Annotated in this window: 10 protein-coding genes; 5 read left to right on the top strand and 5 right to left on the bottom strand. The window is 63.7% G+C overall.

The genetic code is table 11. The features are described from left to right. The first annotated feature begins 31 nt into the window (after positions 1-31). From EDD27_RS35750 to EDD27_RS35740, 3 genes are all read left to right on the top strand, one after another. Positions 32-1,033, top strand: coding sequence for a glycosyltransferase family 2 protein (locus tag EDD27_RS35750; protein ID WP_127936312.1), 1,002 nt, complete (start codon positions 32-34; stop codon positions 1,031-1,033). Between the two features lie 303 nt (positions 1,034-1,336). Beyond that, on the top strand, positions 1,337-2,491 hold the full coding sequence (gene rffA, locus EDD27_RS35745; RefSeq protein ID WP_127936311.1) for a dTDP-4-amino-4,6-dideoxygalactose transaminase: 1,155 nt from the start codon (positions 1,337-1,339) through the stop codon (positions 2,489-2,491). After that, the gene (locus tag EDD27_RS35740; RefSeq protein ID WP_127936310.1) at positions 2,491-3,273 is read left to right on the top strand and encodes a GNAT family N-acetyltransferase; all 783 of its coding nucleotides are present in this window, start codon (positions 2,491-2,493) and stop codon (positions 3,271-3,273) included. Before rffA ends, EDD27_RS35740 begins: the two co-directional genes overlap by 1 nt. 367 nt (positions 3,274-3,640) lie before the next feature. On the opposite strand, the gene EDD27_RS35735 is transcribed toward EDD27_RS35740, so the two are convergent. Beyond that, on the bottom strand, positions 3,641-4,021 hold the full coding sequence (locus tag EDD27_RS35735) for a hypothetical protein (RefSeq protein ID WP_127936309.1): 381 nt from the start codon (positions 4,019-4,021) through the stop codon (positions 3,641-3,643). 409 nt (positions 4,022-4,430) lie between these two features. On the opposite strand from EDD27_RS35735, the gene EDD27_RS35730 reads away from it, so the two are divergent. Further along, positions 4,431-6,779, top strand: a complete 2,349-nt coding sequence (locus EDD27_RS35730; protein WP_127936308.1) for a hypothetical protein — start codon at positions 4,431-4,433, stop codon at positions 6,777-6,779. A gap of 17 nt (positions 6,780-6,796) precedes the next feature. Here EDD27_RS35730 and EDD27_RS35725 read toward each other — a convergent pair whose 3' ends face one another. Both EDD27_RS35725 and EDD27_RS35720 read right to left on the bottom strand, forming a co-directional pair. Beyond that, positions 6,797-8,380 (bottom strand): DUF2142 domain-containing protein, encoded by a 1,584-nt coding sequence (locus EDD27_RS35725; RefSeq protein WP_127936307.1) that lies wholly within the window; start codon positions 8,378-8,380, stop codon positions 6,797-6,799. A gap of 64 nt (positions 8,381-8,444) precedes the next feature. Next, positions 8,445-10,784, bottom strand: a complete 2,340-nt coding sequence (locus EDD27_RS35720; protein WP_127936306.1) for a hypothetical protein — start codon at positions 10,782-10,784, stop codon at positions 8,445-8,447. 240 nt (positions 10,785-11,024) lie between these two features. Here EDD27_RS35720 and EDD27_RS35715 point away from each other — a divergent pair, with 240 nt between their 5' ends. After that, positions 11,025-13,358 (top strand): hypothetical protein, encoded by a 2,334-nt coding sequence (locus EDD27_RS35715; protein ID WP_127936305.1) that lies wholly within the window; start codon positions 11,025-11,027, stop codon positions 13,356-13,358. Positions 13,359-13,602: 244 nt separating this feature from the next. Here EDD27_RS35715 and EDD27_RS35710 read toward each other — a convergent pair whose 3' ends face one another. After that, positions 13,603-14,367, bottom strand: a complete 765-nt coding sequence (locus EDD27_RS35710; protein ID WP_127936304.1) for a class I SAM-dependent methyltransferase — start codon at positions 14,365-14,367, stop codon at positions 13,603-13,605. Positions 14,368-14,600: 233 nt separating this feature from the next. After that, complete coding sequence (locus EDD27_RS35705) at positions 14,601-15,860, bottom strand: nucleotide sugar dehydrogenase (RefSeq protein WP_127936303.1); 1,260 nt, start codon at positions 15,858-15,860, stop codon at positions 14,601-14,603. Positions 15,861-15,872: the final 12 nt, after the last annotated feature.

The raw sequence follows: 15,872 nt of genomic DNA, 5'->3' as shown, positions 1-15,872 counted from the left end.
ACGCAAGAATGCTGGCAGCCGGAGGCAAACTATGTCAGTTTCGGTGGTCATCCCCTGTTATCTATCCGCGCGGACCCTCCCGGAGTTGGTGACACGGCTTGTGTCGGTCCTCTCTGGGATGTCCGGCCCTCATGAGGTGATCCTCGTCGTCGACGGAAGTCCGGACGACACCTGGGAAACGGCCGCTGACCTGGCTCGCCGGGTCGATGGCGTGCGCGCCATCAATCTTTCCCGCAACTACGGTCAGCACAACGCGCTCGTGGCGGGTATCAGAGATGCGGAATACGAGCTGATTGTCACCATGGATGATGATTTGCAGCATTTGCCGGAGCAGATTCCCCTTTTGCTGGCCGCCTTGGCGGGCGATCGCCTCGACCTGGTTTACGGCGTCCCGCATGAGGAGGAACACGGGGTGCTCCGGAGCTTGGCGTCCCGATCCGTGAAAACCGCCATGGCCGGTGTGTTGGGCGTCCGGGCTGCGCGGACAATCAGTGCTTTCCGCGCCTTCCGGACACGGCTGCGTGAGGGATTCGACGGATTGTCAGGACCCCATGCATCCGTGGACGTGGCTCTGTCCTGGGCCACCTCTCGGGTGGGTTCAGTGCGGGTGCACATGAGCGAACGGCAACAGGGGCGCTCCAACTACACAGCGCGGCTGCTGACACGGCACGCGGTGAACATGCTGTTCGGCTACAGCACCACCCCCCTGCGGATGGCGAGCTACCTGGGATTCTTCGTGGGGATCATCGGTATCATGCTGGCCGGCACGGTTCTGTGGCGGTTCACTTCGGGCGACACGACCGTAGCGGGGTTCACCACCATCGCGTCAACAGTCGCGATCTTCTCGGCGGCGCAGCTGATCTCCATTGGAGTCCTCGGAGAGTACGTGGGCCGCATTCACGGCAGCGGAATGGGGCGCCCCACCTATGTGGTCTCCGAACGCGTCGGGGCGCGCCCCGTAGTCGAGACCCCCACGACAGCCGCCCAGTATCAGCCGACTTCCGCCCACATCAACGGAATCCGCACCGGATAAGCCGTGACCAATGCCGGCTGCCCAGCGATCGACCTCACAAGGGATGGCAAGAACATCGCCACGCCCGTGCGTCCACGACGGCTACCACGGGCCACGTCGTCAGACTGGCGCGCATGACCACGACTCCTGCTGACGCGGGTACAGCGCGGCATCCTTGCCCTGCCGGCCATCCTTCGGCGGATCGAGGCGGCATGCTCCCTGCCCCACCGCACCCTTCGAAGACCGTTCGCAGCAGAGGACGCATCGATGGTTGACTCGTACGAGCCCGCGCGTCAACGGAATGGTTTCGCTTCACGCTCAGCGATGGAAACTCCCCACGCCACGAGCATTCCCTTCAACCGGCCTCATTCGTCGGAACATGAGCTGGACTACCTCGCGGAGGCCATAGGGCAGGGACGTACCGCCGGCGACGGGCCGTTCACCCGGCGGGCGTCCCAGCTGCTCAAGGAGCTCACCGGGGCTGGTTGCGTGCTGCTGACCACCTCGTGCACGGACGCGCTGGAGATGTCGGCGGTCCTTCTCGATATCCAGCCGGGGGACGAGGTCATCATGCCCTCGTTCACCTTCATGTCGGCGGCCAACGCCTTCGTCCTGCGCGGGGGCGTCCCGGTGTTCGTCGACTGCCGAGCTGACACGTTGAACCTGGACGAGCGGCTGGTAGAAGGAGCGATCACCGCGCGGACGCGGGCGATAGTGGTCGTCCACTACGGGGGTGTCGGCTGTGAGATGGAGGCCATAACGGGGCTGGCGGAACGGTACGGCCTCGCCCTCATCGAGGACAACGCCCACGGTCTGGGCGGTTCCTACCGCGGACGGCCTCTGGGCTCATTCGGCTGCATGGCCACCCAGAGCTTCCACGAAACGAAGAACATCCAGTGCGGCGAGGGCGGCGCGCTGCTCGTGAACGACACGGAGCTCCTCGCGCGGGCTGAGGTCATCCGGGAGAAGGGTACCGACCGGAGCCGGTTCTTCCGCGGCCAGGTGGACAAGTACCGGTGGATCGACGTCGGCTCGAGCTACCTGCTGTCGGACGTGCTCGCGGCCCTGCTGACCTCCCAGCTGGAGTCGTTCGACAAGATCCAGGCCCGGCGGCAGGCCATCTGGCACAGATACCACGGGGAGCTGGCGGACTGGGCGGCGGAGAACGGCGTCTCGCAGCCGATGGTCCCGGACGGCTGCATGCAGCCGGCGCACCTCTACTATCTCTTGCTCCCGGACATGCGGAACCGCCAAGCGCTCATCGGCCATCTCGCCGAGGAAGGAGTGCAGGCGACGTTCCACTACCAGCCCCTGCACACGGCGCCCGCAGGCGTGCGGTACGGCCGCGTGGCCGCGGGCGGATGTCCCGTCAGTGAGCAGATCGCCGAACGCCTCATACGGCTCCCGCTCTTCGCAGGCCTGGCCGAAATGGATGTGGCACGCGTGATCGAGGCCGTTCGAGCCTTCGAGGTGAGCTGATGGCGGTACAGGAGGCGACCGGGATCCCGGCCCTGGTGAGCCGCGAGTCACCATTGGAGTCGGCCCGGTTCGGCCGCTCGATCGAGCGCCTGACCGTCCCCGAGGGAGCCGACGATTCCCTGTCCGAGGTCCGCGACGCCGCCAGCGGGTCGGCCGCGGACATCGTCATCCTGCGATACCCGGCTGATCGCGTCGACTGGTTCGCGAGGCTCTTGGCCACACCTGGTCGCGACGCGATATTCGCGGACTGTCTCATGTACTGGCGGCTGCGCGCCGGGGCGGGGCGCCGGCCGGAACCGGCTGCGCTGCGGACATCGGGAGTCACCGGCACCGACGTGGTGAGGTCGCTGGTCGCCGACATCTTCCACGCATACGGCAACCATTACCTGGCGAATCCCTTGCTGGACCCCGCCGACGCCCTTGCCGGTTACCAAGAGTGGGCGCTGCGGTTCGTGCGGGAGGACAGCTGTGTGACCCTCAGGGATGAGGAGACGGATGACATCCTCGGGCTGGCGACGCTGGACGAAACGGAATTCCGGACCGAGATCCTGCTCGCCGGAGTGGTCTCCCGGGCGCAGGGGCGAGGCCTGTACGCCCACCTGCTGAAGGGCATCGAGGATCGTACACTGGCCCGCGGCGCGGCAGAGATCGAGATCTCCACCCAGGCGCATAATGTGCGGGTCCAGCGGGCGTGGGCGAGGTACGGCTTCGAGCCCCTACGGGCATTGATCACGGTTCATCTTGTGCAGACTTCGTTGATGTGCGCGGACGTCGGCTGTTGATCGTCCGGGACCTGCTCTGCAGGCTGCCGGAAAAGGAAGACCGTCCCTACTCCGACGTCGTGAAGCTGTCCGAGCGGGGCGACGCCATGCCCTTGCTGCTGGGGGAGGACCTCTACCCGACTATGCACGGGATCATCATCAGAAGATCAGGTGCAGGCGTGGCGGCTGGTAGTGAAACTAGGAGGTGGCTTCGGCCAGGGTCTCGATCGGCACCATCCGCAGACACCGGCTGCCCTCAATCCGTGTGGCGAACCTGTTGCGACACCCACGAGTCCTCGGTTCGAGGACTCGTAGGTTATTTTCGCGAATCGGGCCGTGGATACTGCGCCGCCGCGTCGACGCTAGAGGAGGGACGCGGGCAGAGAACTCACGGATTGTCGATGCCGATCCAGTTGACGTACCAGCTGAGATGGTCTTTGTTCCATGCTCCCTTGTCTAGGTCCATCACGTCATCGGACCCGTTTGGTTTGTAGTTCCACTCCTGAGTTGCCTGCAGATACATCCTGAACCCGGGCCCCTGAGGATCTTTTGGACCGCCGCCGGGGAAGATCGAGCTGGTGCCGGTCACTTTATGCTGATAGCCGTTTCCTTCCACTGAGGCGATATAGGTTGGGTTATCGCTCTGAAAATGACCAGAGCTGGTGTCCACCCATATAGTGATGGTGTGTGGCCCCATCTCTTTCGAGGCGTCTTCCCACTTCTCGCCGGGTGGCGTGCTTCCGGATGCGATCCGTTGGGTGGTGGGCATGTGTACTCCTTCGGTCGGCGTCCTCGGCATTCATGATCTTGAAGGGGTGCTCTCTCAGCTGCGAGCATGACCCCCCTCGCGCCGAAGACTCGCTGATCACTCAGAGTAATCGGCTGTAGTTCATCATCGTTGGAGCGACACATCCTCCGTATGGGCATATCGCCAGCCTCGCCTCGGTGAGCCGTGGCCGCTTTGACCGGCCCGGCGTGCTGGTGGAGGGCCACTCGGCAGTTGCGGGATTTTCAAGCCCGAAACGCGGTCAGTCTTCGCTCAGCATTCCGTCAAGGCGATACATAGGGATCGTGGGCTCCGGAACTGTTGACTCGACCCCAAAAGAGCTGGCAAACATCTCGTGGGGGTTGCGCGTCTGGGGTCTGTCGGGCTTGGTGGCCTGTTCAGGATGGGGTGCATGACCGCAACTCCGCCAGTTCCTGGTTCGGTGTCGAGTACGCCGGGTTTCGTCTCGGATGTCGAGGCGGGCGCGGCGCGTGGTGGGTTGGTGTCGGGGGCTGGCCGTGTGCGGCGTGTGCTGGTTTCGGGGTGGCCGCCGGTGGTGCTGGTGGTGGTCGGCACTGTGGCGGTCTTGTGGTCGTATGGCGTCTCGGTATCTGATCTGGTGTTGTTCGGGGTGTATCTGGCGTTGGGGCTGGCGCTGCCGGGCGTGCTGTTGATCCGGGTGCTGTACCCGGGGATCCGCACGGTGGCGGAGGAGATCGCTCTGGGGCTGGCGCTGGGTTATGCCGTGGAGGTGTTGGTCTACATCGCCGTGCGTGCGGCGGGGGCGCCGTTGCTGGTTGCGGTCTGGCCGATCGCCGTCTATCTGGTTTTCCTGGTCGTTCCCCGGCTGCGGCGGCATTGGCGGAGTCCTGTTCGCGCGCGGACGCCGATCTGGTGGTCGTGGTGTCTGGCGTTGCTGTTTGCGTTGCTCGTTGTCTGGAGCGCCGTCGTCTTTTTTCGGGCCAACTCCCTCACCTGGCCCGATTTGGTGATGCCCATTTATGACATGCCGTTCCATCTGGCTCTGATCGGTGAGCTGAAGCACCATGTGCCGCCTACGGTCCCCTGGATCGCCGGCGATCCTCTTTACTACCACTGGTTCGTCTACGCGCATCAGGCGGCGAGCAGCTGGATCACCGGGATCGAGCCGGTGGTGTTGCTGTGCCGGTTGTCGATGCTGCCCATGCTGGCGGCCTTCCTGATCGTCATCGCGATGACCGGGCACCGTGTGACAGGCTCACGACCCGCGGCACTGGTGATCGCCGCGGGGGCGATCTTCGTGGGGGCGCCGAGCCTGTTTCTGGGCCAGAGTCCTTACCCGTTCGCGTGGGGTGGCCTTCTCGACAACTCATGGAACAGTCCCAGTCAGACGTTCGGGGGTTTGCTGTTCGCGCTGGTGGTTGTTCTTCTCCTGGACGTCTTCCGCCGCCGCCGTGGTGCGGGCCTATGGGTGCTGCTGGGGATCTTCCTCGTGGTGGTCATGGGTGCCAAAGCTGTCTATCTGCCGATGCTGGGCGTGGGGTTGGCGGCCGTGGCCGTTGTCGAGGTGGTCCGGCGGCGGCCTCCTTGGTCGATCCTCATCGCGCTGGCGATGACGGCAGCATGTCTGGTGTTCGCACAACTCGTGCTCTTCGGCGGGGTGCGCAACGGGATGACGTTCTACCCGTTGTGGGCCATGCGCAGGTCCTGGGCCGATATGACAGGGCGTGTCTACACGGCCAGCCCACCGCTGGACTCACTGCTCGGTGTCACCTTGCTCTATACGCTGTGCTGGGCCATCGCCTTGTGCGGAATCGTCGGCCTGCTCAGCCGGCCGCGGTCACTCACACGCTCTGACACGGTCCTCATGCTCGGCATCGGCGCAGCCGGGTTCATCCCGGTGTTCCTGCTCGGACACGCCGGCCATAGCCACTTCTTCTTTCTCTGGAGCGCCTTCCCCTCCCTGGTGACGGTGGCGGTGCAGGGCATCCTGATTCTGCTGCGGCGAGCGCGCGTGTCACCGACCGCGACTGTCGTCGCGGTCGGCGCCGGAATGCTCGCCGCTTGTCTGATTCCGGTCGTTTGCAGGGTCAGAGTCCCTCTGCCCGCGGGTGCCCCGGAGGCCCTGGTGTATCTGCCGTACGTCACACTGCTCGTCATCGGCGTGCTGACGGCCGTGGCACTGACCACCACGATGGGCACACTCCGCACCTGGGCCCTCATGACCGTCGCGCTCAGCGCAATCGGCCTGCCCGCCTGCTGGTACGCGATCGTGGGCAAGTTTGCACAGAAGGGCATCGACAAGGTCTCGATTCATGGCCGGGGGATAGTCCCTGAAATCCCACAAGGCACGCTGACGGCCGCTCGGTGGTTGCGCGCCCATGCGGATCCCGATGATGTGGTCGCCACCAACACACATTGCCGCTGGGGACGCGAGAACCCATGTGACACAGTGCTGTTCTGGCTGTCCGCGCTTTCCGAACGGCATGTTTTGGTCGAGGGGTGGGGATACGCGCCGACTCGTCGGCCGATACCGCAGCATCCCGACCAAATTATCGAAGACATTCCTTTCTGGGATAAGGAACGACTCAGGGCGAACGACGCCGTCTTCAATGCGCCATCGGCCGCTGCCGTTCAACGCCTTCGGGATCGGTACGGGGTTCGCTGGCTGGTTGCGGACCAGCGCCTGAGCCCACATCCCATGATCGGGCAGTTCGCCGATCTCACGTTCCGCTCCGGCGCGTACTCCATTTACCGTTTGCGGGACAATTCACGTCCCTGAGGATCACGAACTGTACGTCAGTCCTCCCGAAGGTACAGGTTGCCTTTCGCGGTTGTCGTGAGGAGTCGGAGCCGGTCTTCGCCGAGGCTCCTCGCGGCTTGCTTGGTGATGAGGAGATACCGAGAACGGATCGGGTGATCGAGCCCGGCGTACAGGTTCAGCCCCACTCCGGCGGGGACGTTCACGAGTCCGGGAACGAAATTCGTAAAGTCGAACAGGATCGTGTTCTCCCACACCGATGCATGCGGCTTGTATTCGATGTAGCGACCCAGCGCGGTGGTTTTAGGGTCCGTGGCCGGTAGGAAGTGTTGTTGGTGGAGCTCGAGGAAACCTGCTCTGAAGGCACCTGCAAGGGCCAGGTTGGCAGCCAGCGCAATGATGACGATGGCGTGCTCCGAGCGGGCCAGAGCAAGGAGCGCCGACAGCAGCACGTGTGGGGCGAGGAAACGGTAGTCGCACGAGTCGACGGTGTCGTACATCCCTATGACCAGGACGGTCACCGGCAGCAGGTTGAGCAAATGGAACGCACCGGCGGCGCAGTTTTCATCGTGATCGATGGTGCCCTGCCGAAGGTGGCGCACAACACGGACGACAGCCGCCGCGACGATGGCCAGTAGCGCGGCCCACAGCCCCAGCTCGAGCCAGTCGCTCTCGGCCAGACGCTGGACATTTAGCCAGAAATTCTGCAGGAGCAGTTTCACCCCGGTCAGTGGCGAGTTGAGGGTCAACTCGATCAGTTCTGAGTAGAGCTTCGGATACGGCGTTGACACGAGGCTGAAGAGTCCGGACGCGGCGACAACGATGAAGCCTCCCTTGAGCGCCGCCCGCACGAGTTGCCGGCCCGTGAGCGTCGCGCCACGCAGGAAGAACAGCGGCACGAACAGCAGCGCCCACGTCGGCCGAAGGAGGCAGGCCAGGGTGAGCACGACAACACTGGCGATGAACGGCGTGCGGCTCGCGGTCGGACCGCGGCGGATGAGCAGGAAGAACAATCCGGCCAGGACAATGGCCATCCCCTGGTGAATGGTTTCAGGCATGGTGGTCGCCAGGTACAACATCACAGGCCAGAAAGTGAGCACGAGCGCGCCCGTCAGCGCGGCCCGCACCCACCCCACCCTGATCAGTGCGAGGTAGCCGAAGATCGCCGCACCCATGACGGCCAGATTGATGAGCGGAACGGAGAAGGGACGCCAACCGGCAATCGCACTGATGCCCGCCAAGAGCATCGGAAACGCAGGGCCATGGGAGCCGAAGCGGAGGAAGGCCAATTTCGCTTCCGCCTCGTTGACGCCGTAGGCGCCACCCGCGAAGCCAACTGCCCGGAAGGTCGCAACCTGATGCCAGTAGTCGACCTCATCCGTCCACACGGGCACATAGGCGAGCAGGCTTCGGTCGAAGTAGTGCCACACCAGAAACGTGACGGCGAGCGCCGGAGATATCGCTATGATCGCCCAGAGAATCGCATTTATCGGCCAGCCTCCCATAAGCTGACGGCAACGGCGGTGAACTGATCCTGTCAGCGGTCGATTGACACCAGTCCGCTGATCGTTGTTCGGAGGTGAAACCCTTGTAGAAAGTTCGGCCGACGCCGGATCGCTCATGACAAGAATGATAACTGGACTGCTAATAGAGAGGCTGGACCTGAGAGCTGAACAGGAACGTGTCTCATTCTATGCGGTAAATAGAATATCCGTCGGAATGAAAGAGAAGGTTCGCGAACTTCTTGAGCGTGGGGTCTGGGCTCAGGCGCTCGTCGGCGACCAGCCAGCGCACACCATATTGTTCGCGCAGGCGTCGGATAGTGGAGGCAGATGACGCATAGAAGACGCTGTCGTTCGCGCTGAGTCGTTCCTTGTCCCAATAGGGAAGGTACATGATCAATTGATAGGGATTTGACACCACTGCTCGGCGGACAGGCGCGCACGGTGCCCATCCTTCTACCAGAACGTGCCGTTCGGAGAGCGCGGACAGCCAGTATTGCTGAGCGTTGCAGGGGTTTTCGAATCCCCAGCGGCAATGGGTGTTGGTGGCGACCACATCATCGGGATCCGCATGGGCGCGCAACCACCGCGCGGCCTTCACGGTGCCGGGTGGGATCACCTCGTTCGGCACGGGGGCGTTGGGAGGGATGACTCCATAGACCCCTTTCTGCGTGAACGCGCCGACAAACGCGTGCCAGCGGGCCGGCAGGCCGATTGCGCTGAGCGCGACGGTCATGAGGGCCCAGGTGCGGAGTGTGCCCATCGTGGTGGTCAGTGCCACGGCCGTCAGCACGCCGATGACGAGCAGTGTGACGTACGGCAGATACACCAGGGCCTCCGGGGCACCCGCGGGCAGAGGGACTCTGATCCCGCATAGGACGGGGATCACAGAAGCGGCGAGCATTCCGGCGCCGACCGCGACGACAGTCGCGGTCGGTGACACGCGCGCTCGCCGCAGCACGATCAGGATGCCGTGCACCGCCGCCACGACTAGGTAGGGGTAGCAGCCGAAGAGGAAAAAGAACTGGCTGTGGCCGTGATGTCCGAGCAGGAACACCGGGACGAGACCGGCTGCGCCGATGCCGAGCATGAGGACCGTGTCGGAGCGTGTGAGTGAGCGCGGCCGGCTGAGCAGGCCGAGGATTCCGCACAAGGCGATGGCCCAGCACAGCGTATAGAGCAAGGTGACACCGAGCAGTGAGTCCAGCGGTGGGCTGGCCGTGTAGACACGCCCTGTCATATCGGCCCAGGACCTGCGCATGGCCCACAACGGGTAGAACGTCATCCCGTTGCGCACCCCGCCGAAGAGCACGAGTTGTGCGAACACCAGACATGCTGCCGTCATCGCCAGCGCGATGAGGATCGACCAAGGAGGCCGCCGCCGGACCACCTCGACAACGGCCACGGCCGCCAACCCCACGCCCAGCATCGGCAGATAGACAGCTTTGGCACCCATGACCACCACGAGGAAGATCCCCAGCAGCACCCATAGGCCCGCACCACGGCGGCGGCGGAAGACGTCCAGGAGAAGAACAACCACCAGCGCGAACAGCAAACCCCCGAACGTCTGACTGGGACTGTTCCAGGCGCTTTGAAGAACACCGCCCCACGCGAACGGGTAAGGACTCCGGCCCAGAAACAGGCTCGGCGCCCCCACGAAGATCGCCCCCGCGGCGATCACCAGTGCCGCGGGTCGTGAGCCTGTCACACGATGCCCGGTCATCGCGATGACGATCAGGAAGGCCGCCAGCATGGGCAGCATCGACAACCGGCACAGCAACACCACCGGCTCGATCCCGGTGATCCAGCTGCTCGCCGCCTGATGCGCGTAGACGAACCAGTGGTAGTAAAGAGGATCGCCGGCGATCCAGGGGACCGTAGGCGGCACATGGTGCTTCAGCTCACCGATCAGAGCCAGATGGAACGGCACATCGGTGTCTCGTATGCCCGTTGGGGGCCAGGTCACGGTGTTGGCCCGAAAAAAGACGACGGCGCTCCAGACAACGAGCAACGCAAACAGCAACGCCAGACACCACGACCACCAGATCGGCGTCCGCGCGCGAACAGGACTCCGCCAATGCCGCCGCAGCCGGGGAACGACCAGGAAAACCAGATAGACGGCGATCGGCCAGACCGCAACCAGCAACGGCGCCCCCGCCGCACGCACGGCGATGTAGACCAACACCTCCACGGCATAACCCAGCGCCAGCCCCAGAGCGATCTCCTCCGCCACCGTGCGGATCCCCGGGTACAGCACCCGGATCAACAGCACGCCCGGCAGCGCCAGCCCCAACGCCAGATACACCCCGAACAACACCAGATCAGATACCGAGACGCCATACGACCACAAGACCGCCACAGTGCCGACCACCACCAGCACCACCGGCGGCCACCCCGAAACCAGCACACGCCGCACACGGCCAGCCCCCGACACCAACCCACCACGCGCCGCGCCCGCCTCGACATCCGAGACGAAACCCGGCGTACTCGACACCGAACCAGGAACTGGCGGAGTTGCGGTCATGCACCCCATCCTGAACAGGCCACCAAGCCCGACAGACCCCAGACGCGCAACCCCCACGAGATGATTTACGAGCCTTTGTCAAGTCAAGCCAGCCGGAGGCCGCTGCCATCGGCCGCTTGAATTCCTGAGGTTGTGCCAAGAGCCCTGATTGCTCATGGCCTTGCTAGGGAACGGCAAGGACTCTGCCCAGTGACGGGTGGCTGGTCTCATGATGATTGTCAGTACGGCCAGACTCAGTTCATGGCCATTTCTCGACAAGGCTATGTGCGCGGATCGCTGAAAAGCATTCGACCGATCTGGCTCCCTGGCCGACAGCGATATTCCGTTCGCTCCGACGGCTGGAAAGGGCGCGCGTTCGCGTGGCTGCCAGGAGCCCTCACGGCCGGCTTCACTGCGGCCGTGTTGACTCGCTATGGGGTATCCGTCTCAGATCTGGCTTTCTACGGCGCGTATCTTGCGCTGTGCCTGGTGCTTCCGGGCCTGCTGTTGATTCGTGCTCTCTATGGCGGCAGGCGCACTTTGGCAGAGGACTTGTCGCTCGGGTTGACGCTCGGACTCGCCGTGGAAGTGGCGGCCTACACCGTGGCCAGGGCAGCAGGGTTTCCGCTGCTCGTCCTGGCGTGGCCGATCGCCACGTTCGCCATCTTCCTCATGGTGCCCCGGCTCCGCGCGCATTGGAAAGCCGACCCTAGGCCGTCCGCACCGGCCTGGTGGTCATGGGCCCTCGCTCTGATCTTCTGCTATTTTGTCGCCCAGAGTGCCTACAGCAGCTTCAGTGGCAGACCGCTCAGCTGGCCGGCATTGGCGAAGTATTCTCCCATCGACACGCCTTTCCATCTTGGCCTTATCGGTGAATTGAAACACCATATGCCGCCGATGAATCCCCCTGTCGCCGGCGAATCGCTCCTCTACCACTGGTTCGTCTATGCGCACTGGGCGGCCGCGAGCTGGGTCAGTGGAGTGGAACCGCTGGTGCTGCTGCTTCGGTTGGGCGTGCTGCCTATGATGGCCGCCTTCGTTGTCCTGGTCGCGATGCTCGCACGGCGGGTGATGGACTCGTGGAAGGGCGCCCTGGTCGCTGTCGTGGTCACGTTCGGCTTGGGCGCTCCCTGCTTGTTCGTCAGCTCGTTCGCGACGTTCACCTATGGTGGAATTCACGATGCCGCATGGGGTAGCCCCACATTCACCTTTGCGTCGCTGTTGTTCGTGCCGGTTGTCCTCATCTTGATGGACCTGTTCGGGCAGCACAGGTATGACCTCATGGTGTGGTTTCTCTTGGGCGTCTTCCTCATGGCGGTGATGGGCGCCAAGGCCACGTGTCTGCCCATGCTCGTCGTGGGATTGGCCGCCGTGGCGGCGGTGGCGGTGTGGAGGCGGCGCCGACTGCTGTGGCCGGCGCTCGCCGCGCTATTGATGGCCGGGGCGTGCCTGCTCTTCTCGCAGTTCGTGCTCTACGGCGGTGCCCGGCTGGCGCTGGTTATCGCGCCCTTCTCTTACATGGGCACCGTGTGGCGAGACCTGACTCGGACACCCATGGACGTCGATCCACCGCTGATGTCTTTGCTCGGCGTCGCAGCGGTGTACCTGCTGGCCTGGGCTGTCGTATGGAGTCCCGTCCTTGGACTGCTGAGTCGGCCGAGATTGTTCATCCGCTGCGACGTGGTGCTCATGCTCGGCATGGCCGCTGCGGGCCTCGGCTCCGTGGTCATGCTCGATCATCCGGGGAGGAGCCAGGTCTACTTCCTGTGGGGGTCCTTCCCCTTCCTTGCGATCGTCGCGGTGTTCGGGGCTCTCGTCATTGTGCGGCGCGCACGCGTGCCGCGACGCATGGCGCTGTGCGCGATCGCGGCAGGACTGGTCGGCGCCTACGCCATGCCCGTCCTGTGGAGCGGCCGACTGCCGATCGCTCCTGGCCGGTTGGACAATGTCCTCTACCTGCCGTACATCATGCTGGTGGTCCTCGTCGGGCTGGCGGCCACCGTCATGGTTGTCGCAAGGTCAGGACTGCGCGGATGGTCTCTCGTGATCTTGGCGATGGCTGCCCTTGGGCTGCCTGCTGCCCACCACGCACGTCTCCTGTCCTTCGTGTCACGCGGTGGCGAGAGGCCGCTCGTCTCGTTGATGGAGGCGTCGGCGATTCCCCAAGGCGTGCTCTCAGCGGCACGATGGCTACGCGCCCATTCGGCCCCCGATGATTTGGTGGCCACGAACGTGCACTGCCGCTGGGGCTTCGAGAATCCGTGCGACAGCCACCAGCCCTGGCTGTCCGCCCTGGCCGAGCGGCGCATGCTCGTCGAAGGGTGGGGATACACGCCGAAGAATTTGGATCGCTGGAAGATAGGACAGTCGGAGGCGCATCAGCCTTTCTGGGATCGGGAACGATTTGAGGCGAATGAAGCGGTCTTTTTGTCGCCGTCGCCGGCCACGGTCCAGCGGCTGCGAGAACAGTACGGGGTGCAGTGGCTCCTCGCGGACGAACGCCGTCTGCCCTCGTCCTCCCGGCTCGGGGAGTTCGCCGAACTGCAGTATCGTGCCGGCGACTTCGCCACTTACAGGCTCTCCGCACCAGCATGAGCGGTCGTACGTAACGTTTGAGTCCACTGAGAAGAGCGTGTGGGCTTCCAGCGTGGTGGAGTGCGGAGCCAGCGCCGGATGGTCGTCCACGTCATACGGTGCCGTGAAGGGATTCGCGTCACGTAATTCTTCAGCGCGTCACGATTTCTTGCCCTCTCCGGGGCCATCGTCCGTTCGGCCACCAACGTAGGAATGGCGTGCCGCTTCACCTCAGGAACCTCGCTTGACGACAATCGTCCTCGGCTTATTTGCGCGCAAGCACGACCCGAGTGTGAAACCCTCGATACAGCCTTCCGATGGCTGGCCACGATATTGCGGGCGCAACGAGGCCTGACACGCGACTTACGTCACGGGTCGCCGCAACGAATTCTCGCTCCACAAAAGTGACATATCTAAAGTGTCGGCTGAACGCTCGGACTATCTCCTGTTGCGTGGGATAGTTGATCCCGGTCCGACTGTAATCGATGTTGCGAGTGGCTGTCTCTTTGGCGCCGAGTCCTTTTTGCCATGAGTTGCGAATGCCGAGTCTGGCCCAAAGAGAGATCAGCGCCGGATGCTGAAACCGTCCACCGAACGGGGTGAAGATGTGCGGCTCAATCGGCCGCCAGCGGGCAGGGAAGACGTGCAATGTCCATGCGTCGGGCTTCAGCACCCGGGCGATCTCCGCGATTGGCTTGTCATAGTGCATGACGTGCTCAAAAACGGACGTCGAAAAACAGAAGTCGAAGTACGATGAATCGAATGGAAAATTTCCTGTTTCATCAGAGAAGTAGAGATTCTCGCCGCCCTCCGGGAGGTCCGGCCAGCCTTTTGTCAGCTCTGGGACAGGTTGATCGAGACCTACCGCATCATAACCGGCAGCCCGGAATTCGCGGACGTGTCGGCCCAGTCCGCAACCGAAGTCGAGGACACGACCGCCGGGGGGAATTCCACCGCGCCGGGCCATGATGGCATGGCTGACCAGCGTCATCGATTGGTTGCCGGTTGCTGCCTCGAGGGTGTCGCTCATCGGCGTCAGCTCCTATGCCTGGCTGGGAACGCTTTCGTAGAACCTATATCTTCGCGAATCCCCGACCGTGGGGCGCAACGCTGCTGGTGTGAGCCAATTAACTGATTCAGCCCAATTTTTACCGTGATAATCGCTCGTAAGTGAGTTGAGAAGCTGCGGCGTGACGGCCGGTGTAGAGGCCGCCAGGGGGCCCGATGCCACCTGTCCCTGGAGCTGGTTTGCGGCGGTCGGCGTCAGATCCGTTCGACGTTGGGCCCCCGGCAGCGGTTACGCGTGTCGAAGATGAAGGGGCTCACCTGCTCGGCCAGTTCGTAGTCAAAGCAGTCGTGGTCGGTGAGGATGACGACAGCGTCAGACTGCTCGAACTCCTGACGGCTTGCCTCGATGAGCTCGATGTTCGGCGGGGCCAGGAACCCCTTCACGTACGGGTCGGCGGCTCGGACGCGGGCGCCCAGCTTAGAGAGAGACCTGGCCACTTCGATCGAGGGGGACTCGCGGCAGTCTCCTGCGTTCTTCTTGTAGGCGAGTCCGAGCAGAACCAGCCGGCTGCCCTTGATCGGCTTGGCGCGCCTGTTCAGCGCCATGGCCAGCCGCCGGATGACATGCTCCGGCATGCCCCTGTTGATGTCGTTGGCCAGCTCGACGAACCGGAAGTTGTGTCCCAGACCGCGCTTGACGGCCCACGACAGGTACGACGGGTCGATCGGCAGGCAGTGCCCGCCGACGCCGGGGCCCGGCGTGAAGCGCATGAAACCGAAGGGTTTGGTGGAGGCGGCGTCGATCGCCTCCCAGACGTCGATCCCGAGCTGCTGCGCGAAGATGGACAGCTCATTCACCAAGGCGATGTTGACGTGCCTGAAGGTGTTCTCCAGGAGCTTGCACAGTTCGGCCACCTGGGGAGAGGAGACAGGAACGACGTCCCGGACGATCTGCCGGTAGAAGGTCTCGATCTTCTTAAGCGAATATTCGTCGATGCCCGACACGACCTTCGGCGTGTTCTCCAGTCGCCACCGTGAGTTCCCCGGGTCGATGCGTTCGGGGCTGTAGCCGAGGAAGAAGCCCTCGGGCGCGCGCAGTCCGGAGCCCTTCTCGAGGATCGGGAGAAGATACTCCTCGGTGGTGCCTGGGTAGGTCGTCGACTCCAGAACCACCGTGGATCCTCGCTTGATCAGCGGCGCGATGGAATGGCCGGCCGAGGCGATATGACGCAGATCCGGAGCTCCCTCGAGAAGAGGAGTCGGAACAGTGATGAGGCAGATGTCGAAGTCCTTGGCGGCGGCGTAGTCGGTGCTGGCCATGTAACGGCCCCAGCGCAGAGCGGCCTTCACTTGATCGTCAACGATGTCCTCGACGTAGGACTCGCCGGCGTTCAACCGCTTGACGCGCCACTCGTCGACGTCGATGCCCACGACGTCGAACCCCGCATCGACCCCACGCATCGCCAGCGGCAGGCCCACGTAACCTTGACCGACGACCACCAGTTTCTCTCTCATACCGGACCCCCG

Source organism: Nonomuraea polychroma (genome assembly GCF_004011505.1).
Classification (GTDB): domain Bacteria; phylum Actinomycetota; class Actinomycetes; order Streptosporangiales; family Streptosporangiaceae; genus Nonomuraea; species Nonomuraea polychroma.
The sequence above is the reverse complement of the archived record's forward strand: the minus strand, read 5'-3'. Positions and strand labels throughout refer to the sequence as shown.

Excerpts from the sequence above, each read along its gene's own strand:
- EDD27_RS35710 (WP_127936304.1), bottom strand. The coding sequence starts at position 14,367 with ATGAGCGACACCCTCGAGGCAGCAACCGGCAACCAATCGATGACGCTG.
- rffA (WP_127936311.1), top strand. The coding sequence starts at position 1,337 with ATGGAAACTCCCCACGCCACGAGCATTCCCTTCAACCGGCCTCATTCG.
- EDD27_RS35740 (WP_127936310.1), top strand. The coding sequence starts at position 2,491 with ATGGCGGTACAGGAGGCGACCGGGATCCCGGCCCTGGTGAGCCGCGAG.
- EDD27_RS35725 (WP_127936307.1), bottom strand. The coding sequence starts at position 8,380 with ATGAGCGATCCGGCGTCGGCCGAACTTTCTACAAGGGTTTCACCTCCG.
- EDD27_RS35735 (WP_127936309.1), bottom strand. The coding sequence starts at position 4,021 with ATGCCCACCACCCAACGGATCGCATCCGGAAGCACGCCACCCGGCGAG.
- EDD27_RS35720 (WP_127936306.1), bottom strand. The coding sequence starts at position 10,784 with ATGACCGCAACTCCGCCAGTTCCTGGTTCGGTGTCGAGTACGCCGGGT.
- EDD27_RS35750 (WP_127936312.1), top strand. The coding sequence starts at position 32 with ATGTCAGTTTCGGTGGTCATCCCCTGTTATCTATCCGCGCGGACCCTC.
- EDD27_RS35730 (WP_127936308.1), top strand. The coding sequence starts at position 4,431 with ATGACCGCAACTCCGCCAGTTCCTGGTTCGGTGTCGAGTACGCCGGGT.
- EDD27_RS35715 (WP_127936305.1), top strand. The coding sequence starts at position 11,025 with ATGGCCATTTCTCGACAAGGCTATGTGCGCGGATCGCTGAAAAGCATT.
- EDD27_RS35705 (WP_127936303.1), bottom strand. The coding sequence starts at position 15,860 with ATGAGAGAGAAACTGGTGGTCGTCGGTCAAGGTTACGTGGGCCTGCCG.